The organism is Pseudomonas sp. VMV1, assembly GCF_056790235.1.
Map to the genome: position 1 here is coordinate 561,280 of NZ_JBXGSE010000002.1, position 23,538 is coordinate 584,817.

Below are 23,538 nucleotides of genomic sequence, written 5' to 3' on the forward strand. Positions count from 1 at the left end.
CCATGCCGAAATTCGTCTTGCTCTGGACCGATATCGCCCTCTACCTGCTGGTGGCCGGTAGCCTGTTTTACGCCTGGCGTGCCCGTCGTCAGCCGGCCCTGCGCGCCAGTTGGCGACGGGTGCTGCAGGACGCGCCAGCGATGAGCGCGGCCGTGGTGCTGGCCAGCTTCGTCGCCATCGCCCTGCTGGATTCCGTGCACTACCGTCCGCAACTGCCGGCCGCGCCTGGCGCGACGGCGCCTATCTATTCACCCACGGTGCTCTCGGCCCTCGACGGCCTGCTGGCCGGGACCAGTCTCACCCAGCGCGAGAAAACCTACTCCGCACCGCTGGCCACCCACCAGTTCTCCAAGGAGACCCTGGGCACCACCGCCGATGGCCAGCCGCTACGCGACTTTCCGCGTCTCAAGCATGCCGGTACGACCTTGGCCGATCCTGCTAGAGAGTGGCGCGGCGATGTGCTCCAGCGGTTGCTGGTGGGGCTTCTCGGCGGTCTGGCAGTGGCCTTGGTGGCCGCTGTGCTGGCGGCGGCGCGGTTGCGCGAGGCGGGCGGCCTGGGTGCGCGCTGCCTGCTGATCCTTCGCGGTCATACCACCACCCCCTGGCGCGCCATCCTGCTGACCTGGCTGGGCGTCTGCCTGGTGGCCGGCAGCGTGACCGCCCTGGCCAGCGGCTATCACGTGCTGGGGACCGACAGCACCGGCAACGATGTCCTCTACCAGTCGCTCAAGAGCATCCGCACCGCCTTCGTGATCGGTAGTCTGACCACCCTGGCCATGCTGCCACCGGCCATCGGTTTCGGCCTGGCCGCTGGCTACTTCAAGGGCCGGGTGGACGACATCATCACCTATCTCTACACCACCCTGACCTCCATCCCCGGCGTGCTGCTGGTGGCGGCCTGCGTGCTGATGATGCAGGTGTTCATCGACCGTCACCCGGAGCTGTTCGACACCGGTGCGGCGCGCGCCGACCTGCGGTTGTTCATGCTCTGCCTGATCCTCGGCCTCACCGGTTGGGCCGGGCTGTGCCGCCTGCTGCGCGCCGAGGCGCTCAAGCTGCGCGAGCTGGAATACGTCCAGGCGGCGCGCGCCTTTGGCGTCTCTCACTTCACCATCCTGCGCCGGCACCTGCTGCCCAATGTCTTCTACCTGGTGCTCATCACCCTGACCCTGGAGTTCTCCAGCCTGGTGCTCTACGAGGCAGTGCTGTCGTACCTGGGTATTGGGGTCGATCCGACCATGAATTCCTTCGGTTCCATGATCAATGACGCCCGCACCGAGATGTCCCGCAGCCCCATGATCTGGTGGAATCTGCTGAGCGCCTTCGCCTTCATGCTGACGCTGGTGCTGGCCGCCAATCTCTTCGCCGATGCCGTGCGCGACGCCTTCGATCCGCGCAGTCGCCGATTGAGGTCCGCCTGGCTCGGAAGAAGGCCTGGCCAGGGTGAGGTGCAGCCATGAATCCAGTGCTGGAAATTCGTGACCTGGAGATCCTGATCGAAGGCGAGGAGGGCACGCGCCAGGCGGTCAAGCAGCTGGGGCTGGCCATCGCCCGTGGCCAGACCTTTGCCCTGGTGGGCGAGTCCGGCAGCGGCAAGAGCGTCACGGCGCTCTCCCTGCTGCGGTTGCTGCCCCCCTCGCTGGGTATCACCCGCGGCGCGGCGCTGCTGGCCGGTACCGACCTGCATCGCCTGCCGGAGCGCCGCCTGCGCGAATTGCGCGGCGGGCGCATCGGCACCATCTTCCAGGAGCCTGCGACCAGTCTGAATCCGGTGATGCGCATCGGCGAGCAGATCGAGGAAACCCTGCGCGCCCACACCCCGCTGCGCGGCGCCGCCGCGAGAGCCCGGGTGATGGACTGGCTGCGCCGAGTCGGCATTCCCGAGCCGGAGCGGCGGATCGACGACTATCCCTTCCAATTCTCCGGTGGCCAGAAGCAGCGCATCATGATCGCCCTGGCGCTGGCGGCCGAGCCTGACCTGCTGATCGCCGACGAGCCCACCACGGCGCTGGACGTCACCGTCCAGGCGCAGATCCTGACCCTGCTGGCCGACATCCAGCGCGAGCTGGGCATGGCCATCCTGCTCATCACCCATGACCTGGCGGTGGTGCGCCAGGTGGCCCATCACGTGGCCCTGATGCGCCACGGCGAGATCGTCGAAAGCGCCCCGGCGGAGGACTTCTTCCAGGCGCCCCGGCATCCCTATGCCCGCGAGCTGTTCGCCGCCATCCCCACCTTCGCCAAACGCGGTCAGACCCTGGCGGGCACACCCCGGGCCTTGCCCGCGCGCGACCCAGGTGAGCGGCTGCTGGAGGTGCGCGACCTGGCCGTGCACTATCCCATCCGCCGCGGTGCCTGGGGCCGGACCCGCGACTGGGTCAAGGCGGTGGACGGCGTGACCTTCGATCTGCACGCCGGCGAGACCCTCGCATTGCTGGGCGAATCCGGCTGCGGCAAGACCACCACCGGCAAGGCCCTGCTGCGGCTGCTCGACGGCCCACGCATCCAAGGTAGCGCGCGCCTGGGCGGCGCAGACCTGCTCACCGCCGACAGACGTACCCTGCAACGGCTGCGCCGGCAGATCCAGATCGTCTTCCAGGATCCCTTCGCCTCCCTGGATCCGCGCATGCGCATCGGCGCCACCCTGGAGCAGGGGCTGCTGGCCCTGCGGCCGGAGCTGGACGCCAGCGAGCGCCAGCGCCGCGCCGCGGCCCTGGTGGAGCGGGTTGGCCTGCCCGGCGATACCCTGCAGCGTTTCCCCCACGAGTTTTCCGGCGGCCAGCGCCAGCGCATCGCCATCGCCCGGGCGCTGATCGTCGAACCTCAGGTACTGGTCTGCGACGAACCCACCTCGGCGCTGGACGTCTCGGTGCAGGCGCAGATCCTCGATCTCTTGCGCGAACTGCAGGCGGAGATGGGCCTGGCCTATCTCTTCATCACCCACAACTTCGGCGTGGTCGAGTACCTGGCCGATCGCATCGCGGTCATGGACGGCGGCCGTATCGTCGAACAGGGCAGCGCCGAGCAGGTGCTGCGCGCGCCCGCTCACGCCATGACCCAACGCCTGCTGGCCGCGGTGCCACGGCTGGATTTCGGACCCACGCCATGAACTTTCCGCCCCGTATCGCCCTGGCCGACTTCGAGCTGGTGTGGCCGCAACCGCGCCTGGCAGAGGCCTTCGCCGAGGCGCTTAACTGGAGCTATGCCGAGCATCGCCGCTTCCTCGGCTGGGCCCGGGAGCACACCACGGTCGCCCAGGCGCGCGACAGCCTGCTCGCGGCCCGCGGCGCCTTCACCCTGGCCCAGGGCGAGAAGCGCTACTTCCTGGTGCGCGGTGACGAGATGCTCGGCTGCCTGGGACTCACCCCGCTGGAGGGCGGCCGCCGCTACGAGATCGGCTACTGGACGCACAGCCGTCACGCGGGGCAGGGCCATATGACCGCGGCGCTGCGCCACTTCGTCGAAGGGCGCGGCGCCGCGGGGCTCTATCTCACCACCTCGGCGGCCAATGCCGCCAGCCAGCGGCTGGCCGAGCGGGTCGGCTTTCGCCGCATCCGGGTGCTGGAGAACGATCGTGAGGGACCCGAGGGCGGACGCTGCGCCACCTGGGTCTACGAATTGCCGCCGGAGACGAAGCGATGACCGCTCTGACCATTCCGCTGCAGTATCCACCCCGCTTCACCGTGACCGAGGCGGTGGAACTGATCGATCTAACCCTGGCCGATCCCGCCGCAGTGGCCGACTACTATCGGCGCAATCGCCAGCATCTGGCGCAGTCGATGCCGCGGCGCTCCGACGCCTTCTACACCCAGGCCCAATGGCAGGGGCAGGTAGCGGCCTATCGGGCGGGCGGACCGGGCGTGAGCGAAGTACGCCTGGTCCTGCGGGCAGGGCCCCTAGTGATAGGCACGGTAAATTTTAGCCAGATCTTTCGCGGCGGCTTCCAGGCTTGCTTCCTGGGCTATGGCCTGGACGAGGCCTGGCAGGGGCGCGGCCTGATGCGCAATGCCGTACGGTTGGGCCGCGATTTCGTCATCGGCGAGTTGGGCCTCAATCGCATCATGGCCAACCATCTGCCGGACAACCTGCGCAGCGCTCATCTGCTCCGGAGCCTGGGCTTCGAACGCGAGGGCCTGGCCCGCCGTTATCTGCAAATCGACGGCGTCTGGCGGGACCATGTGCTGACCAGCTACGTCCGTCCCGCCCCTTGAAGGACGAAACCCGGCGAGGTTGATCCGCCGGGTCCTGGCTCAGACGCGTGCCGCCGTGACCGCGGCCGAGCCCCAGGTGGTGCGCCAGCGGCGCTTGACGCTCAGCAGGCCGAACCAGGCGAGTACGCCCAGGCCCGCGAACAGCCAGAGGCCGAGCTGGTAGTCACCGGTGGCCTGCTTGATCGTGCCCAGGCCCGCGGTGAGGGCGAAGCCGCCGATGCCGCCCGCCATGCCGATCAGTCCGGTCATGACGCCGATCTCCTTGCGAAAGCGCTGGGGCACCAGTTGGAACACCGCGCCGTTGCCGGCGCCCAGGCTGAGCATGGCGACCACGAACAGCGCCAGGGCGGCCATGGCGCTGGGCAGGTGGAAGCCCACGGCGGCGATGCAGATGGCCGCCACGGTGTACATGCCCAGCAAGGCACGGATGCCACCGATGCGGTCGGCCAGGGCGCCGCCCAGGGGCCGCATCAGGCTGCCAGCGAAGACGCAGGCGGCGGTGTAGTAGCCGGCGATCACCGGTTCCAGGGCGTACTGGTCATGGAAGTAGCCGGGCAGGGTGCTGGCCAGACCCAGGAAGCCACCAAAGGTCACGCTGTAGAAGAACATGAACCACCAGCTGTCCTGGTCGCCCAGGGCACGGGCGTAGTCCGCCAGCTTCTTCGGGGCCGGGCGTTCCGGTGCGTTGCGCGCACAGAGCACGAAGACCACCAGGGTCAGGATCAACGGGATCAGCGCGAAGCCGAACACGTTGGTCCAGCCAAAGGCCTTGGCCAGCGCCGGGGCGAAGAGAGCGGCGAACACGGTGCCGGAATTGCCGGCGCCGGCGATGCCCAGGGCCTTGCCCTGGTGCTGCGGCGGATACCACTGGGAGGCCAGCGGCAGGGCTACGGCGAAGGAGGCCCCGGCGAAGCCGAGGAACAGGCCCAGCACCAGGGTTTGCTCATAGCTGTGCACGCCATGCTGCCAGGCCACCAGCAGCGCCAGGATCACCACCACCTGGCCGATGATGCCGGCGGTCTTCGGCGACAGTCGATCAGCGACGAAGCCCAGGATCAGGCGCAGGACCGCACCGGCGAGGATGGGCGTCGCCACCATCAGGCTGCGCTGCTGGGTGGTCAATTGCAGGTCAGTGGCGATCTGCACGGCCATGGGGCCGAGCACGTACCAGACCATGAAGCTCAGATCGAAGTAGAGGAAGGCGGCGAACAGGGTCGGCGCATGGCCGGCTTTCCAGAAACTGGGACTCATGGAGGCACCTCGGGCACGTCACGGGCATGAAAAAGGCGCCAGTCACCCTGACCCGTTGCCGGGAGGTGAACTGACGCCTTTGTCGATTGGGGTGACCGCCGTTGGCCACCGCTGCCCAGGTCTTTGCAAGAGCGACGCCAAGTCGTGCGTGCCTTGTATTGACGGGGCTTGGCGGGATTCGGAGCGGGTATCGGGGCAAGCCAGCGCCCAAGGATTGGGCGTAGCTACAAGAAGTCGCCCTCTATTGGCGCCCTGTGGGAGCGGCCGCATCCGCGGACCGCCATGGCCGCGATAGGCTAGAAGAAAAGGCCGTGGCGATCACTCGCCACGGCCTTTTCTATCGGGATAACGCTATTACTTGGCGTACTTGGTCTGCAGCGCCTTGGCTTCCTGCAGGTGGTGTTCCAGCTTCGGCAGAGTCTTCTCGGCGAAAGCCTTCAGCGCTGCGTCATCGCTGTTCTTGGCTTCGGTGCGGAAGATCTCGATGGTCTGCTCGTGGGCGACGACCTGGTTGTTGGCGTAGGAGCGATCGAAGGAATCGTCACGCACCTGCAGGATCATGGCCTTGGCCTTGTCCATCAGCTCGGCGTCGGTGGAGACTTTCAGCTTCTTCTCCTGGGCCAGACTCTTGAGCTGCTCGTTGGCCTTGGTGTGGTCGTCGATCATGCTCTGGGCGAAGGTCTTGATGTCCTGGGACTTGCTCTTTTCCAGGGCCAGCTTGCCTGCTTCGATCTCAGCGATGCCCTTGGCCGAGGCGTCGTCGACGAATTCGGCCGGAGACAGCTTGTCAGCGGCCTGGGCCAGACCGGCACCGGCAGCCAGCAGGATGGCGAGGGACAGGCTGGAGGCTTTCTTCAGCATGGGCGTCATGGACGTGCTCCTGATTTCTTAGGCAGTTAGGAAAGGGCGTCACCGCGTGGCAGTGAACGCGCCTGCAAAATGGGACCTGCCTAAAAAGTCATACGTTCCCTGCGAAAGCGTCGTCAAACCCTATCAATTGCGGCTGACACTTGAGCGAAACGCTTCATAGGCGTCGAAATCGAAGCGCGTCGCCGAGACGATCTGGCTCTGTTTCAGCGTCAGGTAGATGTCCTTGCCCTTGTCCGCATAATGGGTGGTGAAGGTCACCCAGAGTTTGTCCTTGTCGCGGTAGCCGCTCATGAGCGGTTTCTGTTATTGTCAAAGCCTTTAGAAGTCCATCTTAGAGGCTTTTCAGATGTCTCTTGCATACGCATACGTCCGCTATTCCACCGCTCGCCAAGGTGCGGAAGGTCGAGACAGCGAGACACGTCAGACGGCCCCGCTTGCAGCTTTCGAGCAGGCTTTTGACATAACTATAGATGAGCGGAACATTGTCTATGACAGAGGGCGAAGTGCTTTCGATGGCTCTAACGCCCTCAAAGGCAACCTGAAAGCCCTGCTTGAAAAGCTACGAGAAGACGACTTTCTTGTAGTCGAGTCGATTGACCGACTTACCCGGCAACGAGTCTTGAACGGTGTAGAACTTATCCAAAACCTCCTGAAAAGAGGCATAAAGCTCTACACCACATCCGATAAAAAGCTTTATGAAATATCTGACCCTTCTCGTGACCTAGAAACGCTTCTGCTCATTTCTGTAATCGCAAAACGGGCAAATGAAGAATCAGAAACAAAGAGTATTAGACGAAAATCTGCTTATCAATATGCGAAGAATGCGGCAGCAGAAAGCGGGAAGATTTTCAATAAGAAAACCCCTCCTTATGGGATTAGATTTGATAACGAAGCTCAAAAGTTTGTAGAGGATAAAGAAGAAGCCGATGAGATTCGGGAGATTTTCTCTTCACTCAAGACCTTTGGGTTGACCGAGACATTAAAGCGTATCAATAAAACTTCGAAGCGTAGGTGGTCCAACAGAGCAGTTGAAATTCTAATACAGAACAAGAGCCCACTGGGCACGTTGGCGGTTTATTCAAGGTTGAAGAAAGATGGTAAAGAAAAACGAGTCTTCGAAAGATTTATTGATAATTACTATCCGCAAACAGTAAGCGAGAGCGATTTCTTTGGCGCAATCGAAGCAATGAAAAAAAGAAAGACAAATCATGCTTCCGGAAGGACAACAAAAGAAAATATAAACATCTTTAAGAAAGCAGTTTTGTGCGCTAAATGCAATGGAACAATGCTTTTTTCCCGCACAAACTTAAAGGCAAATGAGAAGGGATATACTTATCTAATCTGTAGGAACAAAAGAGAAATCGGTAATTGCGACGCAGAAAACATCAATTTCGACTATGCATTAGGGTCGCTTTTTAAACTCAACGAGATGGCTTTGGTAGTAAATTCTCATTTTGAAAAGCTCAACATTCCTCATAACCGACTTGCAAGCACTTCTAGCCTATTTCTAAAGCTGGCAACAGAAAAATCTAAATCCTCAAAAAATGATTTTGAACTCACCTCTAAATTAAAGCAGCGCTCCGAGAAAGAAAACCAGCTAAAAAACATTACATCATCATTAGATTTCAACGCTAAAATACCGTCGTTTTTGGTTCAGCAAATGAGTAAGCTTGAACAGGAAATAGAAGAGCTGAATAGGCAAGTAGCCACATTGAATTTATCACTAAGCGTTGATTCCAATCAAAATCTCGGAGAGTTTATCGACCTGAAAAACTCGGTTTCGACAGAAGAGGGACGAATAAAGGTAAATAGATTTTTTGTAGACAATGGGATACTCTTCAAGTTCTTAACATATAAAGACTCAGCAACAGACGAAAAAGTCATTGCAACTACTATCTTAAAGAAAGACGATAATTCGATAAATGCGGTGTTGTCGAATATAGTTAGCATTGCAGAATTACAGAATTAGCCTCTCGCACTGCTGTCTTTCCAATGGTCTGCGCGCTTCGCCTCTTGACGAGTAAAAGGCGCCCTGCTTTACTCAGGGCATTGATGCATAAATAGCATAGTAGTAGGAGAAAGGATGTCTACCGTCAAGCGCAGTGATAATAGCGGCTACTTGAACTTTTTCGAGATAGACCTGAGCGGGCTTTACAAGATACAAAGAAGGAAAAGCGAAGAAGACATCGTATCGACCTGCTTCGGCCTCGAAACGAAGACAGTCTTTAAAGCAATGGCTGCTTGGATGGAAGGCCGGCAGTTTAGAGAAACGTGCCCCTGGGTATTGGAAGGAAAAACAGGGGAAGACCCTGTAATGTGCTATTGCAAGGAGATAAAGGAGTTCGATAATGGCGACTTTATTTTAGTATTGTGGAAGCACGACCCTAGCGACGTTAGGGGTTTCAGAGGTCTTGAGATAGACAAAGATGGCAATCCAACTGGAAAATACATCAGTAGCACTGCCGATAAGACCAGTGATAACTATATCTGGGGACACCCTTGCTACTACTGGATAATTCCAGACCATGACCTGGTCGTGTCATTGAAGTTTGAAGACTCAAAGTGTGACACAAATTTGATGCAAAAATGGGTTTCCCACATGGTGAGGCATCGCATCAAATTTAAGGACTACAACCAAAGGGCATCGGGCGACACAGAGACCCGAATTATGTTCAGCACGCCGAACGCGCCCGAAACTTATGATGTTTTGTATAAGTTCAAGGTCAAGATAAAAGAGTTCAAAACAAGTGTTGAAAGGCTCGAACAAATATGCGCTTCAACGAAAAGTGTTTTGCTTAGAAACGAGGTTTATGTAAGTGCTACCGCTGCTAGCGTAGAGGCCGCCTCTATTCTAGATAAGAAAAATGGTTTAGAAAAAGCTAACGGCGAACTTTTCGACCTCTTTCAGACTTTTCTAAGCAAGTTCTTTTCTAAAGAAAGTGATGATGAAGACAACGTAAGAAAGGTGGAGATACTCATTGAAGCCACTCCGTCCATTGAGCAAATGGCAGAGCTTATGGAGTATTCAGCTGACTTTTCGGAAGACGGGTATGCAGATGTAATATTTGTAGACGAAGAAGGCAAAAAGACTTCCATAAAGAAACATCGGCTTGTAGAGCGAGTCATATTGCCACAAGGAATTGGTGCATATAGTTGCGAAAGCCTCTATGGCATCATCAATGAACAGCGTGCTTATTATATACATAGCGTTAGGCCAGATTTGGCCACTCACACAGAGCCGGCTCCGCAACCTGCGCAAGGTTAAATATGTCGATAATACTTTTATGTATTATAGTCCCGACTGGGCTGTGGATATTCGGCATCGACCTTAAACAAGATTCAGTGCCTAATATTCTCAGCCTATTAGTTGCCGTCGCTGGTGCAATTTTTACGATAATGAGTATTTGGGTAGCTTTTTTATACCCCAATGTTCTAAAGACGCTACGCGGCGAAAATCTATTAAATGTAGATTTTTCTGGTGGCGGTGAAGATAACGTCCGACTGAAAGAGATAATTAGCGTAATAGTCCAGTCTGCTCTGACAATGATTGTGGCTTTGTCATTATTGATATTTTCAGCGTTTCTGGATGGTTTCTCCTTTCGCTATAAGCCATATGCGGAAAGCGTAATTCAGTTTCTTATGATTGCTTTCAGCTGCCTTCAAATAAGCGCACTGATAAGCACCATAGCTATTAATATGAGCTTCATTAGTGTTCTTGATAAGCAGGCAAAAAAGCGTGCTAAAGACCACGATGCATAGAATTTGAATTGCTCATTCAAGCCCTCCACGAGAGGGCTTTTTTATTGGTGCTGTATAGCGCGCTTCAATTTATTAGAATCTATTAGCCATTTCTGTTTTTAATTAAAATCAGACTTTTGCGTATGGTATATTTTTAGTAGGGCCTATGGTAACTATGGTAACTCGCTACACCTTTCACCACACTTTGCTTCGCAAAGACGCACTTCGTGCTTGCGGTTTCAGGTTAGCTCGCAACTTGTCGTTGAGACAGAATCAAAAGCAAGAGCCAAAGCACTCTACGAAACTGATTAAAAATTTTCGCTCTCGCTCTAATTTTAAATCATTTCTACTACTGATTTAGAAAAAAATATCGCTATGTCGCTCAATATTTTTCTCTAAATCGATAATAAAAGGAACACAAAAAAACAAAAAATAATGGTGATATTATGACAACAAAAAAAGCAGTAACGATGATATACAAACATTTGAATTTTAAAAATGACAAATTCGGAAAAGCGAAACTTTTCAAATCTGTTGCTCACTCTCTTCGTATAGCTCCACATGAAAACAGTCAAATAATTTCGACAAAAATTTTAGAGTGGGACGAAGATAAATCAGATGAGAATTTGGTTTGGTTCCCCTCAATAACTGGCACAAATACAATAAAACTCAACGAGCTTACAGAAGAACAAAAAAAAATAATCCAAGAATCATTCATCCACAAAGTCAATGCAGAACAAAAATCCAAAAACGAAAAATCAGATGCTACTGATGCTTTGAGTAAATACAAAGCAAAAGTTAATAAGTGGCATAATTCAATCCCAGATAATAACGATGCTTTAAAGATATATCTTGCAAAAATCTTGGAGAAAAAAGAAAGTTTCAACATAAACGAAGAAATTGAGCAGCTTTCAGAGTTCGATTTTTCACGCAAAAATCAGAAGATTGAAACAGTAAGGAAATTCTTAAATCTTCACAATGAAGTAATAGAAAATAAATCTGACATTGCTCGCAATAAAGTTTTCATACAAGAAGCATTTTTCAAAATCCCAATGCATAACAAAGTCAACATAAAACCCTTAGATATGCTCTCAAACATTCACTCTTTCTATTCTAAAAACTTCCCAGATTATCCAGTCAAGTTAGTTGTCTTTCACGGTGATGAAGTCGGGAATCATCCTCATATTTTTGTCGAAGCAAAAAATAAAAAGACAGGTAAATATGACTTGCTTAATGCTCAAAAGCAATTCGTGAACGACAACATCGAGAAAATCAAGCAACAATATCCAGACGCTGAAAAGCTCGACTTCTCAAATCGTTCATACAAATCAAAAAAACTACAAGCTCAATATTTTCAAACATTATTTTATCAACATACCAACAATATGCTTCTGAAATATAATGTCGAAGCAAAAAAACTAGATAACACAGAAGAGCACAAAAAGAGAATGAAGCTCATAGAAGAAGATGCGAGAAAGCCTAAAATCGAGAGAGTAGCGAGCTTTCACAATAAACAGATTCTTGACTTAAACGATGAGCTTAGCAAAATCAAAGTCGATATTAAGAACGATGAAGACATTCAGAAAGCTCTGAATAATTCGATTATGGAAGACCAAAAAATTCATCAGGCAATTATTAGCTCCATAGCTGAGAAACAAGATGAAGAAGAAAATCTAGATGTAAAAATAGATAACAAGAGGACAATTTTTGAAAGGTTAAATTCAGACATTCAAAGAATAAAAGATGAACTTCTCGATTTCTCTAATCTCATCATTGAAAGAGTGATTGATATATTCTCGAACTCAGAAGAAAGCAAAAGCCTTGATAAAAAAATTGCAGGTAAATATGAATCTTTTGAAGATAAAACACCGGCTGACAATTTGCTAGATAAAGTATCAGTGAACTTAAAGACAAAGAAAAAACTTAACGAAGATATAGAGTTCGAGAAGTTGAAAAAGTATTACCGAAGTGGAAAGGTGAAAATTTAAAACCCTCAAAACTGCACAATCAGGGCTTGCGACAGTTATTTTAGAGTTATCCAAGAAGAGCAAAAATCGAAGAGCCATGTCGAAAACTTGATTTATGTTTAAGCGACATAAGATTATTAAAGACGACATAACTTATTCAAATCAATAAAAAAGAGCCTTTCGGCTCTTTACTTATTTTTTTATTTGTTATAATGAATTTACCACAATTTAATATAACAAATGACTTTACTTAGATATATCATACCATTTATTTCAGAAACACAACCCCTTTCATCAGAATTCAAAAAAAATATTTCTGATGCTGCTGCACTATACGAAAAAGAAGATATTCATATTTATGAACTTTGTGCAAAGCTTAAAGTAATAATATCTAACTTATCTATAGCTACCAAAACTTTTGACTATATAGACAATGTTAGTTTCGAGCAAAAACCCTTTATCCCCTTCCTTTCTAGCGCTGAACAAGAGCCAGAATTTCAAAAGATTCTATTAGGCAAAAAACTTGTTACGCTAAAAAACTTCAAGGCATCTACATTTTCATACAGAGAAAAAATCACTGATTACGATAAAGAAACAATATCTTTTGCCAACATAATCAACAGAATCTTTCACTATATTTGCGAAAACAAAGCTATTAAAAAATTGATTCTGGAAGCTTCATATATAAATTTGTATAGAAAAGAGCTTGCAGATTTGCATATTTATAAGAGCATTCGATTTAGAGACTTGAAGGGCCAAGGCACAATTTTCGATAAGATTTCAAACTACTACATAGAAACGTCTGAAATAGTTAAAGCGAACAATAGCAATATTGTTAAGGCGGATTTTTCTATTACCGAAAATCGCGAATTCAGGAAATTAAAGAAAATAATCGAGCGTGTGGCAAGGCGAGATAGAGAGCTACACTTATTGAAAATTGGTGCTATTGGCAAAAATAAGACCCAATATTGCAGTGATGAGCTTCTTGCATATCAAGAGAAAATTGATTTGGAACAAGCTGAATTTATTGAAAATGCAGAGGTGGTCATCATCAAAGATGACCAAACAGAAGAACGTAAAAAGTTATCAGACTTTGCACTGACTGATGAGCGCAAGGCATCTGAACTCTACATGAAGGCAAAGGACCTTGAAGAGCAAGCCGTCAGCCTTGGCTATATGGCTCTATTCACTACGTTCACGTGCCCAGCGAGCTTCCACCCCAACCCTGGTAACGGAGCTACAAAATGGAACGGATCAACACCACGAGAAGCCTCAGATTGGCTTTCTAGCAGGCTTGTCGCTCTCAACAAAGACAGAGAGCGCCACGGCATCGAGACGCTTGGATTGTGGTCAAAAGAAGCACACAAAGACCAATGCCCGCATATGCACAGCCTTTTTTATGTTCATCCAACCCAATCGGAAGAACTCAAAAGACTCATCTACAAGCACTTTGGACATAGCGATAAAGCTGTTCGCATTGTCGAAATTTCAGAAGCGGAAGCAAAAAAAGCGGGTGTAAAGGCTGCATCGCCAACCTCGTATATCACTAAATACATAATGAAAAGTCTTCGAGACAAGACAGATGATGCAATGAAAAATAAAGCAGTAGCTCGGCTCTGGAGATATAAGACTTACAATTTCTTCGGAAAGACAAAATCGGTAATGTGGAGAAAATTTAATCGATTCTTTAATCTTGACTTGAAGAGCTTACAGAAAAACCTGGGAAATCAAAACTTGGTTAAATTAGCACTATTAAGACAGGAGAATAAATTTTGGCAATTTTGCAGGCTAGCAGATGAGCATATTGAGAATATTGTTCTAGAAGATTGCCTAGAAACAATGAGCGGCTTTGAATACATTAAATATACGCTATGGGGTTATCGAATAAAGGGAACGGATGACTGCTTACAAACAAAGTTTAATTGCTATTTAGCTGTATAATGTAAAAAAACCACTTTGATTCCTATGGGATACTGTAAAGCTTGCGATTTATTTTTTTTAATATTCTGTTTATTCTGCTTTGTGCTATATGTAAATCCGCAAAATTTTTCGCCTGAGTCGATTGCCGCTTCAAAAGAAAGAAACGCACATAATAAAAAGCAATTAGATGAAAAAACAAATCAAGATAAAATTATTTATGCGTGTTTAAGTAGAGCTACCATTGAGTTTAAACACGAGAGCACAAAAAATGGCGGCGCTTACACTCGTGCAACAAAGCACGTATTTAGCTATAAAAATGACAAATGCGAAGAACGCATTGATGAGTATTTCATCGAAGGTTATGTTTAATCACGCTTTGAAGGGTTATCGCTAGTGATGACTGCGCTATTCGAGGTAGGCGTTTCCTAGGCAGAACAAGCACTATTAGTTTTTTCTGACAAAAGACCTAGCCGATCATGATCGGCTTGATGCAGACGTCCTGGTCGGCCCCTTCCGTTTCGCTCGGCTCGCCCAGGGTGGTAATGCGACCGACATACACCTTGCGCTCTTCCAGGGTCAGCATCAGCGTCTCCCGGTTGATCGAGGCGGTCATCAGCAGATCGTCCAGCGGACTGTCCTTGAGGATGCCGGCCAGGATGAAGGTGCGGTAGTTGTCCTCGGTGAGGCCGTACTTGCGCTTGATGGTCGCGCGAGCCAGTGCTGCCCAGGCCGTGGGGATCAGCAAGGCGGTCACTGTCACCAGCAGGATCCAGGCGGCCTGCAGCGGATCGTCCAGGGTACCGGTACGGCGCAACAACTCGGCGAGACCGGCGAAATAGTCGAAGGAAAAGGTCCGCTCACCCCATGACCAGCTGCGCCCCTGCAGCAATTGGGCGATGCCCAGGTGCAGGCTCACGGCGAGCAGGGTGCAGAACAGACCGAAGCGGGCGCTCTGCAGATAGAGGTACTGGCCCTCGTAGCGATGCAGGCGATAGAAGTACAGCGGATGCTTGTGGCAGACGAGAAAACCGCTGACCAGGATCGGCAGGAGCAGCAGCAGGAACATCAGCGGTTGATGAGCCGCCGGGCGCGGTCCAGGTCTTCCTTGAATTCGGGGGAGTCGAAGACCTCCGCCGGATCGATGCGCAGGGTGCCGCGGCCGACCACGCGCATGGACTTGTAGGAGTTGTTGATGCTCGCGGCCAGCTTGAGGTCGTCCGCGGAGGGCGATTTGAGCAGGTTGAACAGGCCTTTCAGCATGACGATATCCCGAGGGTGCACTAGGCGCTTATAGCTTGGAACACCAGAACCGGCAAGGATTCGCCGCGCCGCCGGTCGACGGCGCGGCGAGGACTCAGGCCGGTTCGACCCCCGTTTTACGCGAGGCAACCTTGGGCAGCACGCCATCGGCGCGGAACATCTGCTTGATGCCGCGCACCGCCTGGCGGATGCGGTCCTGGTTCTCGATCAGCGCGAAGCGCACGTGGTCGTCGCCATAGTCGCCGAAGCCCAGACCGGGCGAGACGCAGACCTTGGCCTCGGCGAGCAGCTTCTTGGCGAACTCCAGCGAGCCCAGCTGGGCGTAGGGTTCGGGAATCTTGGCCCAGACGTACATGGAGGCCTTGGGGATCTCCACCATCCAGCCGGCTTCGTGCAGGCCACGCACCAGCACGTCACGCCGGTGCTGGTACTGCTGGGCGATGTCGCGCACGCACTGCTGGTCGCCTTCCAGGGCGGCGATGGCCGCTACCTGCAATGGGGTGAAGGTGCCGTAGTCGTGATAGCTCTTGATGCGCGCCAGGGCGGCGACCAGCTCGGGATTGCCGACCATGAAGCCGATCCGCCAGCCGGCCATGTTATAGCTCTTGGACAGGGTGAAGAATTCCACCGCGATCTCCTTGGCCCCGGGCACCTGCATGATGGAGGGCGCCTGCCAGCCGTCGAAGACGATGTCGGCATAGGCCAGGTCATGCACCACCAGCACGTTGTAGCGCTTGGCCAGCTCCACCACGCGCTCGAAGAAGTCCAGCTCCACGCACTGGGCGGTGGGGTTGGAGGGGAAACCGAGGATCATCATCTTCGGCTTGGGAATGCTTTCGCGAATGGCTCTTTCCAGTTCGGCGAAGAAGTCCATGCCCTGCACCAGGGGCACCGAGCGCACCTGGGCCCCGGCGATCACCGCGCCATAGATGTGGATCGGGTAGCTGGGATTGGGCACCAGCACGGTATCGCCGGCATCCAGGGTCGCCAGCATCAGGTGCGCCAGGCCTTCCTTGGAGCCAATGGTGACGATGGCTTCGCTGTCGGCGTCGATTTCCACCTGATAGCGGTCGCGATACCAGTGGGAGATGGCGCGGCGCAGGCGGGGAATGCCCTTGGAGCTGGAATAGCCGTGAGTATCTTCGCGCTGGGCGACCTGGCAGAGCTTCTCGACGATGTGCGGCGGGGTAGGGCCGTCGGGATTGCCCATGGACAGGTCGATGATGTCCTCACCCCGACGGCGCGCGGCCATCTTGAGTTCGGCGGTGATGTTGAAGACGTAGGGGGGCAGGCGATCGATGCGCGCAAAGCGGCGCACGGGACTGGAATCAGTCATGCGTTCCTCGAAGTACGTAAGCGCCCGGAACCGTCCGAGCGACGTGGGTCACAGGAGGTGACCTGCATCGGACAGTAGCCGCAGGCCGCTGCGCTTGTCGAGGAAAAAATCAGCGGGGTGCTGTGGGGTGGCGAAGCGCCCCGGAACGGCTCAGAGCGCGTGGCTCGTCTGCAGCGCCGCCACTTCCAGCCGCGCCTGCTGGCGTGCCTTGTCCTGATGCTGCTGGATCATGCCAGGGATGAGGAAGGCGTCGATCAGGCACCAGATACCCAGGATGATCCAGGGGATGAAGAAGGTGACCCAGCCGAGCAGCGAGAGCACCAGCATGATGGCGGCGGTGCCGGTGCGGCCGAGGTAAAAGCGATGACCGCCGAGCATGCCGAGAAAAAACCAGATCAGGTAGGCGGCGCCGGTGGATTTGCGCGCATTGGCGACCTTTTGTTCGACCAGCATTTCAGCTTGCAGCGAGCTCATGACAGAAGTCCTTTTCGAGCGTGGATATCCAGGGGGCGCGGATATTGCCACACAAATCGGTGCCAGACTATTTCCAGAGTTCTGCCCCTGGCGCCGGTTCAGCCCAGCAATTCGCTCATGGCGATGATCTGGTCGGCCACCTGGATCAGCTTCTGTTGCTTGCTCATGGCCTGGCGGCGCATCAGGGTGTAGGCCTCGTCCTCGCTGCAACCACGCATCTTCATCAGCAGGCCCTTGGCCTGGTCGACCTTCTTGCGCTCCAGCAACTGCTGCTCGCGGGCCTGGAGTTCGGCGCGCAGCGCCTGGTCGGTCTCGAAGCGGGCGCGGGCGACGTCGATGATGGCCTGCAGGCGACTGGTCTGGATGCCCTCCACGATATAGGCGCTTACCCCGGACTGGATGGCCCGGCGCATCACCGCCGGGTCGTGTTCGTCGGTGAACATGACGATGGGGCGCGGCTGGTCGCGGGTCACCAGACAGACCTGTTCCATGACGTCGCGACCGGGTGACTGGGTGTCGAACAGGATGACGTCCGGCCGTAGCGTCTCGATGCGCGCCGGCAGGTCGATGGTCAGGCCGGATTCCTCGATGACCTCGAAACCGGCTTCGATCAGCGCGCTCTTCAGGCGGCCGACCTGCTTGGGGGTGTCGTCGATGAGCAGAATGCGCAAGGTCGTTCTCCCTAGTGATCGCTGAGCGCGTGGATGGCGAAGCTGCGGGCGTAACCGGCTGGATCGCTGCCGTCCCAGGTGCGACCGTCGAACAGGGTGCTGCTGCGCCGGGGCGGCGGTACCGCCAGACCGAGCTCGGTGGCAGCCTCGCGGTACAGCTCGGTGCATTGCACGGCCTCGGCGATGGCCAAGTAGTCCGGGTCCTCGCGCAGCAGGCCCCAGCGGCGGAACTGGGTAAGGAACCAGAGGCCGTCGGAGAGATAGGGCGGGTTGACCGCGCCCTGGCGATGGAAGGCCAGGGGATGTTCGTCCTCCCAGCGGCGGTCGAGGCCATCTTCGTAGTGGCCGAGGAAGCGTCCGGCCAGCAACGCCGGATCGGCGTTCACGTAGGCGGCATCGCTGATCAGCTGGGCGGTGCCGAGGCGGTTCTCACGACTTTCCTCGATGAAGCGGCTGGCATCGAGCAGGGTGCGGATCAACGCCCGGGCCGTATTGGGATAGCGCTCGGCGAAGCGGCCGGTGCAGGCCAGCACCTTTTCCGGATGGTCCGGCCAGATCGCCTGGGTGGTGGTCAGGGTGAAACCCTGGCCGCGTGCGACGGCGGCGGCGCCCCAGGGCTCGCCGACGCAGAAGCCATCGACCCGGCCGGCGGCCAGGTGCTCGGGCATCTGCGGTGGCGGTACCAGCGCGGTGCGCACGTCCCGTAGCGGATGAATGCCCTGGGCAGCCAGCCAGTAGTAGAGCCAGAAAATGTGGGTGCCGGTGGGAAAGGTGTGCGCCAGGGTCAGGGGGCTGGTGCCCGGCTGGCGGATCCGCTCGACCAGCGAGGCCGTGTCCTGAACCCCTTCCCGGGTCAGGCTGCGCGCCAGGTTGAGGCTCTGGCCATTCTGCGCGAGACCCATCAGCACCGCCATGTCGGTGGCGGGAGTGCCGCCCAGCCCCAGGTGCATGCCATAGACCAGGCCATAGAGGCAGTGGGCGGCGTCGAGGTGGCCGTTGAGCAGGTTGTCGCGCAGGGCCGACCAGGATGGCTGGCGGTGCAGGTTCAGGGTCAGGCCGTGTGGCTCGCCAAAGCCCTGGGTCGCCGCCACGATTAGCGAGGCGGCGTCGCTCAGCGGGAGAAAGCCCAGATTGAGCTCGGGCTTTTCCGGGGCATCCGAACCCGCGACCCAGAGATGCGCGGCGTGAGGAGGAAACTGGGCAGGCATGGTGTCTCCGGCAGCTGACGGACGCCAGGGCACCTTTCTGTGCACCGCTATGGACGTCTCGACTAGGGTCTGCACCATTGTGGTGACAGGCACGGCACCATCACCGGGCGCTTCCATTGCCAGGCACCTGCGGGACCGCGCCTCTGCAGCGGTCCGCGGCGCGGTGGAAGGAAGCGACGCCGGCTGAGGTCTGCCAGAGCAGGGGCAAAACCCGCGCCAAGTCGCGGGTTGCCGGTGGAGAAGTCTACTTCTGCGGAATCAACAGCAGGCGGTCGCGCCCATAGACGCGCTCCAGATTCTGCGGCTGTAGCGGCAGGCTCTGGTACTGCCCGCGGGCCCACCCCTTGCCCAGGGTGCCGGCCTGACTCGCCTGCAGGGGTTCGGCCAGGCCGAAGTCCACCACTAGGCGAAGTGCGGGTGCCAGCCAGACCTGATCGTTACCGCCCCAATGGCTGGCGGTCAGGTCCAGGGTCGAGCCGTCACCACCGCTCGCATTGCCGTCCAGACGATGCAGGCGGCCCCACTGCCAGGCGGCGCGATCGCTGCCCAGTTTGGCCTCGCAGGTCGCGATGGCCCCGGCCAGGGCGCGGGCGAAGATCGCCGGCTTGTCTTCGCGAGTGGGCGTGCTGACGTCATCCCAATAGGGGCTGTCGTCGCGGGCCAGGAGGTGATCGACGATGGCGTTGTAGCCGGTATCGCTGAGGGTGGTGAAGGCTTGCCAGGCCTTGCTCCTGGTGCCACCCAGTTCATCGGCGAAGGTCTGTTCGGCCAAGGCCTGCAAGAAGGCCTCGTAGAGCGCCGCATCGGCGGAGCCGCCGGCCAGGCGACCGTCGAAGCCCTGCAGACGCCGCAGGGCTTCTTCCGCCGCCTGGCGCTGGGCAGCGGGTAGCGCCGCGATGGCCTGGCGCAGCGGGGCGGCGAAGCCGGGGGCGTCGAGTTGCGTCTTCAGCTTGGCGGCGAGGGTGGTGGTCTGGTCCTGCTGTAGCGCCATGGCGTCGCGGCTGTCCAGGCGCGCCGAGCGCCCGGCCAGTTGCGCCAGGCGCTCCTGGCGCTCGGGGCCCGACCAGTTGCTGGACAGCTGCATGCCGTAGCCGCGCGGCACCACACGCTGGTTGGCGGCGCCCAGCCAGCCCTGGGCCGGGTCCTGATCATAGGGGTGCAGCATGGGATCGGCGTAGCCGTCCCAGGCGTAACGTTCGTCCCAGCCGGGCGAGGGCAGCAGCCCCAAACCGCTGCGGCGATTGGGATAGCGCCCGGTCACCTGCCAGCCGACGTGCTCGGCATCGGCGAACACCAGGTTCCAGTCACTGGCGCGCAGCTCGCGGGCCAGTTCGAAGGCGCGTTCCACGTCCTTGGCGCGGGACAGGTCGAAGAGCGCGTCCAGGCTCTTGTCGGCTTCCAGACGGCTGCTGCGCAAGGCCAGGCCATAGCCGTTGGCGTCCGGCGCCAGCGCCAGATTCAGCAGGGGGCCGCGCGGGCTGGTGTAAAGGGTTTCGCGACGCGGTTTCTCGCCGCGCACGAAGAAGGTTTCCACCCGTTCGCCGGCGGGTTGCCACTGGCCGCCGCTCTGCACCTGCAGGCGACCGCCCTGGCGTTGCAGGCGCTCGAGGTAGAGGTCCTGGCTGTCGCCCATCAGGGTCGCGGCGCCCCAGGCCAGCTTGCCGTTGTAGCCATCGAGCAGCAGCGGCAGGCCGGGCAGGGTGGTGCCCACGGCTTCGAAACGGGGCGCTCTCAGGGTCACCAGGGTGAAGGGCGACTGGCCATTGAAGGCGCTAACCTTGTCCACCCCGAGCAGGCTGCGGCCGCTGCGGGTGTGGCCCGGAGTGGCCGCCCAGGCGGTACCGGTCGGGCCACCGAAGGGCGCCAGTTGAGCCAGCTGGCGCTGGACGTCCAGCAGGGCGTCGAGGCCGGGCAACTGGCCCCGCAGATTCAAGCCACGCAGCTTGGCCGTCTCCTCCTCGGGCAGGGGTTCGTCCGGATAGGTGGGCAGCAGCCAGGCGAGGCGCTCGGGGCCGACCTGGGCGGCCAGTGCCAGCGCGGCGGTCTCCTTGCGCAGGTCCACTGCCTGGGCGAAGTTCAGCAGTTCGAAGAGCAGGGCACTGTCTTCCGGCTTCCAGTACTCGGCGCGGTACTCGTTGCCATCCAGCTCGACTCGTTCGCCGGCGCGATAGAGGTAGGCATTGACGCCTCGGGCATAGACCTCGAAAAAGGTCTTCATGCGCGGCGAGGCGTTGTTGTAAGCCACCTGGGCAGCCTTGCGCAGATCGACCGCGCGCATGAAACGGTCGGTATCCAGCCGGCTGTCACCATAGGCTTCGGCCAATCGGCCCTGGGCCAGCAGGCGCAGCTCGACCATCTGCGCCAAGCGTTCGCTGGCGTGAACATAGCCGAGGGCGAAGAGGGCGTCGTGGAAGGTGGTGGTCTCGATCAACGGCTGGCCATCGGCGTTACGGCGCACCGAAGCGGTCTGCGCCAGGCCGCGCAGGGGCAGGCTGCCCTTGAGTTGCGGCTGGCTGCGTGTCGGCTGCTCCTCGGCGAAGTACTGGCAACCGGCGAGGGCGGTCAGCAGGCCGAGGGTGGCGAGGCGCAGAGGCGCTCGCTGGCGAAACAGAAGAGACGAGACCATGAACAGCGGGCACTCCGAGCGGATGGATGCGAACGGGTGGCTACGTTAGCAGGGTCCACGGGGGGAGCAAGCCTCTGGCGAGGGGTGGCGCCTGGGCGCTGCCGACAGGTCGTCCGGGCCTGCCACCTAGCGCAGGGCCATCCAGATCAGCAGCGCGGCCTGGAACAGGCAGAACACCGCCAGGCAGCCGATGGCGAAACGCAGCGAGATGTCATCGCGGCGATAGAGGGCGATGCGGTCCTCCAGTTGCCTCAGGCTGGCGTCACGCTCGTCGATCACCCGATCGCACTGTTCCAGCAGGGTAGCGCCGTCCAGTAGCGACAGCAGCTGCACCTTGTCGGCATTCCAGTCCTCGCGCAGCTGGCTGACCCGTGCCGCCCGGCAGAGCTGCTGGCGCTCGTCGTCCGCGGCCGTCTCGACGGTGAAGCCCTGGGCACTGAGCACGTGGTCACGGCGCTTGCGGCTGTCTTCGTCGAGGGCGTCGCGGCGCGCCAGGGGCAGGTCCTGTACCCGGTAGTGGTTCCAGCGCAGGCGCGCCCAGGCGGCCGCTCGGGCCAGCAGGAAGCGTCCCAGGCCGCGTTCTTCCGGCTCGACTTGCAGACCCCGCTCGGGGCCCAGGCGGATTTCGCCGAGGCGATGGTCGACCCAGACCTCCAGCACGTTGACCTCCCGGTGCAACAGTTGCCCGGGAATCTGCACCGTCAGCCGCAGCAGGCTTTCCTCCTCGCCATGGCGCTCGACGAGGCCGAGTTGCACGAAGCGCAGGGGGCGTGACCCAACCCGGCGATCCGCCGGCTGGGGCATCAGCCGCAGCAGCTGGAAACGCTCGGGCGGCAGGCTGGCCCAGGGATGGGGCTCATGGGGGGCAGCCTCGACGGCCGGCGATTCTTGGTCACGGGTTTCCACGGGCAGGCTCCAGCTGGCGCGCCTCCTGGGCGCCTTTACGGCTTATCGGCCGGTGTGCGGGGAACCTGAGCGCTGGACAAAGGCGGCTACGCGCTCGATCAACTCGCGGGCCAGGGGCAGGTTGGGATTGTCATAGGTGGGCAGTTGCGCCTGGAAGTCCGCCGGGGCGATGCGCAGCACGTGGTTCATCCCGGGAATGATCGCCAGTTCGGCATCCGGCTTGGCCCGGTGCAGCGCCCGGGCGTCATCGACCTCCACCTGGACATCGTGGGTGCCCTGGATGATCAGCGCCGGTGCCTGGATGCCGGCAAAGGCCTTGGCCGGATCCTGGCGGAACAGCGAGATCAGATAGGGCTGGACGCTGGGGCGGAACAGCACCAGCAGCTCCTTCGGCACCTCGGGTACCGGCGTGCCACGCAGCAACTGGTCGATGATCCACTGGGCGCTGGCCAGGGCCGCGGGCGACAGCTTGCCCGCCAGCTGCTCGCGCAGCACCACGTCGATCGGGCGGCCGCTGCCGGCCAGGGTCACCACGCCCGCGACCGGCACCCGGTCGGCGGCCAAGCTGGCGATCAGGGCGCCTTCGCTGTGACCGAGCAGGATCACCTGGGAAAAGCGCGGATCGGCGCGCAGCAGCCGGATCCAGCCGACCAGATCGTCGACATAGCGCTCTACGCTCAAATGGCTCTCGTCCGGCTCGGCGCTGCGGCTTTCCGCCACGCCGCGCTTGTCGAAGCGCACGCTGGCGATCCGCCGCTTGCCGAGGGCCTCGGCCAGGCGTTGCAGGGCGGCATTGCGGGCGCCGGGGGCGTTGCCATTGCGGTCGAGGGGGCCCGAGCCGGAAACGAAGAGCACCACCGGTTGCGGACGCTCGCTGCGGGGCAGGATCAGGCTGCCCTTGAGCACGCCGCTGCCGGTGTCGAGCTGGAGGGGACGAAAGAGCACGGGATCGGCGGCCTTGGCCAGGGCGGGCAGGGCGAGGCACAGCAGCAGGGAGAACAGCAGACGCATGACGAGGAGGGCACCGAAGGCTGGGGTGTGAGGGCCTATCCCGCACACAATCCGTGTAAAAGACCACGGCGCGTGTAAAATCGCCCATT

At 57.5% G+C, this 23,538-nt stretch carries 21 protein-coding genes; 9 read left to right on the forward strand and 12 right to left on the reverse strand.

Features of this window, described 5'->3' with window-relative positions:
- The first annotated feature begins 2 nt into the window (after positions 1-2).
- The 4 genes from ACUCV0_RS08180 to ACUCV0_RS08195 are packed head-to-tail and all read left to right on the forward strand — an operon-like array spanning position 3 to position 4,211.
- On the forward strand, positions 3-1,460 hold the full coding sequence (locus ACUCV0_RS08180; protein ID WP_482212473.1) for an ABC transporter permease: 1,458 nt from the start codon (positions 3-5) through the stop codon (positions 1,458-1,460).
- Complete coding sequence (locus ACUCV0_RS08185; RefSeq protein WP_482212474.1) at positions 1,457-3,109, forward strand: ABC transporter ATP-binding protein; 1,653 nt, start codon at positions 1,457-1,459, stop codon at positions 3,107-3,109. The genes ACUCV0_RS08180 and ACUCV0_RS08185 overlap by 4 nt, the downstream gene beginning before the upstream one ends.
- Positions 3,106-3,642, forward strand: coding sequence for a GNAT family N-acetyltransferase (locus ACUCV0_RS08190; protein WP_059315445.1), 537 nt, complete (start codon positions 3,106-3,108; stop codon positions 3,640-3,642). Before ACUCV0_RS08185 ends, ACUCV0_RS08190 begins: the two co-directional genes overlap by 4 nt.
- Complete coding sequence (locus ACUCV0_RS08195) at positions 3,639-4,211, forward strand: GNAT family N-acetyltransferase (RefSeq protein WP_482212475.1); 573 nt, start codon at positions 3,639-3,641, stop codon at positions 4,209-4,211. Before ACUCV0_RS08190 ends, ACUCV0_RS08195 begins: the two co-directional genes overlap by 4 nt.
- Positions 4,212-4,250: 39 nt before the next feature.
- Here ACUCV0_RS08195 and ACUCV0_RS08200 read toward each other — a convergent pair whose 3' ends face one another.
- The 3 genes from ACUCV0_RS08200 to ACUCV0_RS08210 all read right to left on the reverse strand — a co-directional run bounded on the left by ACUCV0_RS08200 (position 4,251) and on the right by ACUCV0_RS08210 (position 6,623).
- The gene (locus ACUCV0_RS08200) at positions 4,251-5,462 is read right to left on the reverse strand and encodes a nitrate/nitrite transporter (RefSeq protein ID WP_313647514.1); all 1,212 of its coding nucleotides are present in this window, start codon (positions 5,460-5,462) and stop codon (positions 4,251-4,253) included.
- A gap of 354 nt (positions 5,463-5,816) precedes the next feature.
- Positions 5,817-6,332: a DUF4142 domain-containing protein gene (locus tag ACUCV0_RS08205; protein WP_059315443.1), complete on the reverse strand. Its 516-nt coding sequence runs from the start codon at positions 6,330-6,332 to the stop codon at positions 5,817-5,819.
- A 123-nt stretch (positions 6,333-6,455) separates the two neighbouring features.
- A complete protein-coding gene (locus ACUCV0_RS08210; protein WP_482212476.1) occupies positions 6,456-6,623 on the reverse strand; it encodes a hypothetical protein in 168 nt (55 codons plus the stop codon).
- Positions 6,624-6,678: 55 nt separating this feature from the next.
- On the opposite strand from ACUCV0_RS08210, the gene ACUCV0_RS08215 reads away from it, so the two are divergent.
- From ACUCV0_RS08215 to ACUCV0_RS08235, 5 genes are all read left to right on the forward strand, one after another.
- The gene (locus tag ACUCV0_RS08215) at positions 6,679-8,301 is read left to right on the forward strand and encodes a recombinase family protein (RefSeq protein ID WP_482212477.1); all 1,623 of its coding nucleotides are present in this window, start codon (positions 6,679-6,681) and stop codon (positions 8,299-8,301) included.
- Positions 8,302-8,415: 114 nt separating this feature from the next.
- On the forward strand, positions 8,416-9,597 hold the full coding sequence (locus ACUCV0_RS08220) for a hypothetical protein (RefSeq protein ID WP_482212478.1): 1,182 nt from the start codon (positions 8,416-8,418) through the stop codon (positions 9,595-9,597).
- A gap of 77 nt (positions 9,598-9,674) precedes the next feature.
- Positions 9,675-10,091 (forward strand): hypothetical protein, encoded by a 417-nt coding sequence (locus ACUCV0_RS08225; RefSeq protein WP_482212479.1) that lies wholly within the window; start codon positions 9,675-9,677, stop codon positions 10,089-10,091.
- A gap of 425 nt (positions 10,092-10,516) precedes the next feature.
- Complete coding sequence (locus ACUCV0_RS08230; RefSeq protein WP_482212480.1) at positions 10,517-12,058, forward strand: hypothetical protein; 1,542 nt, start codon at positions 10,517-10,519, stop codon at positions 12,056-12,058.
- A gap of 219 nt (positions 12,059-12,277) precedes the next feature.
- Positions 12,278-13,978, forward strand: a complete 1,701-nt coding sequence (locus ACUCV0_RS08235) for a replication endonuclease (protein ID WP_482212481.1) — start codon at positions 12,278-12,280, stop codon at positions 13,976-13,978.
- A 445-nt stretch (positions 13,979-14,423) separates the two neighbouring features.
- Here the strand turns inward: ACUCV0_RS08235 and ACUCV0_RS08240 are convergent, their stop codons facing one another.
- The 9 genes from ACUCV0_RS08240 to ACUCV0_RS08280 form a co-directional block, all read right to left on the reverse strand.
- Complete coding sequence (locus ACUCV0_RS08240) at positions 14,424-15,023, reverse strand: hypothetical protein (RefSeq protein WP_482212482.1); 600 nt, start codon at positions 15,021-15,023, stop codon at positions 14,424-14,426.
- Entirely contained in the window at positions 15,023-15,217 is a 195-nt protein-coding gene (locus tag ACUCV0_RS08245; RefSeq protein WP_017642174.1) for a hypothetical protein, read from the reverse strand. The genes ACUCV0_RS08240 and ACUCV0_RS08245 overlap by 1 nt, the downstream gene beginning before the upstream one ends.
- 94 nt (positions 15,218-15,311) lie before the next feature.
- Entirely contained in the window at positions 15,312-16,553 is a 1,242-nt protein-coding gene (alaC, locus tag ACUCV0_RS08250) for an alanine transaminase (RefSeq protein ID WP_482212483.1), read from the reverse strand.
- Positions 16,554-16,703: 150 nt separating this feature from the next.
- On the reverse strand, positions 16,704-17,027 hold the full coding sequence (locus ACUCV0_RS08255; RefSeq protein ID WP_237140520.1) for a TM2 domain-containing protein: 324 nt from the start codon (positions 17,025-17,027) through the stop codon (positions 16,704-16,706).
- Between the two features lie 98 nt (positions 17,028-17,125).
- Positions 17,126-17,698 carry an ANTAR domain-containing response regulator gene (locus ACUCV0_RS08260; protein WP_059315440.1) on the reverse strand — a complete coding sequence of 191 codons (573 nt, stop codon included), beginning with the start codon at positions 17,696-17,698 and terminating at the stop codon, positions 17,126-17,128.
- A gap of 11 nt (positions 17,699-17,709) precedes the next feature.
- Complete coding sequence (locus tag ACUCV0_RS08265; RefSeq protein ID WP_313647518.1) at positions 17,710-18,906, reverse strand: CmpA/NrtA family ABC transporter substrate-binding protein; 1,197 nt, start codon at positions 18,904-18,906, stop codon at positions 17,710-17,712.
- Positions 18,907-19,150: 244 nt separating this feature from the next.
- Positions 19,151-21,532, reverse strand: a complete 2,382-nt coding sequence (locus ACUCV0_RS08270; RefSeq protein WP_482212484.1) for a penicillin acylase family protein — start codon at positions 21,530-21,532, stop codon at positions 19,151-19,153.
- Between the two features lie 126 nt (positions 21,533-21,658).
- On the reverse strand, positions 21,659-22,438 hold the full coding sequence (locus tag ACUCV0_RS08275; protein WP_482212485.1) for a hypothetical protein: 780 nt from the start codon (positions 22,436-22,438) through the stop codon (positions 21,659-21,661).
- A gap of 42 nt (positions 22,439-22,480) precedes the next feature.
- Entirely contained in the window at positions 22,481-23,449 is a 969-nt protein-coding gene (locus ACUCV0_RS08280) for an alpha/beta hydrolase (protein WP_313647521.1), read from the reverse strand.
- Between the last annotated feature and the right edge of the window lie 89 nt (positions 23,450-23,538).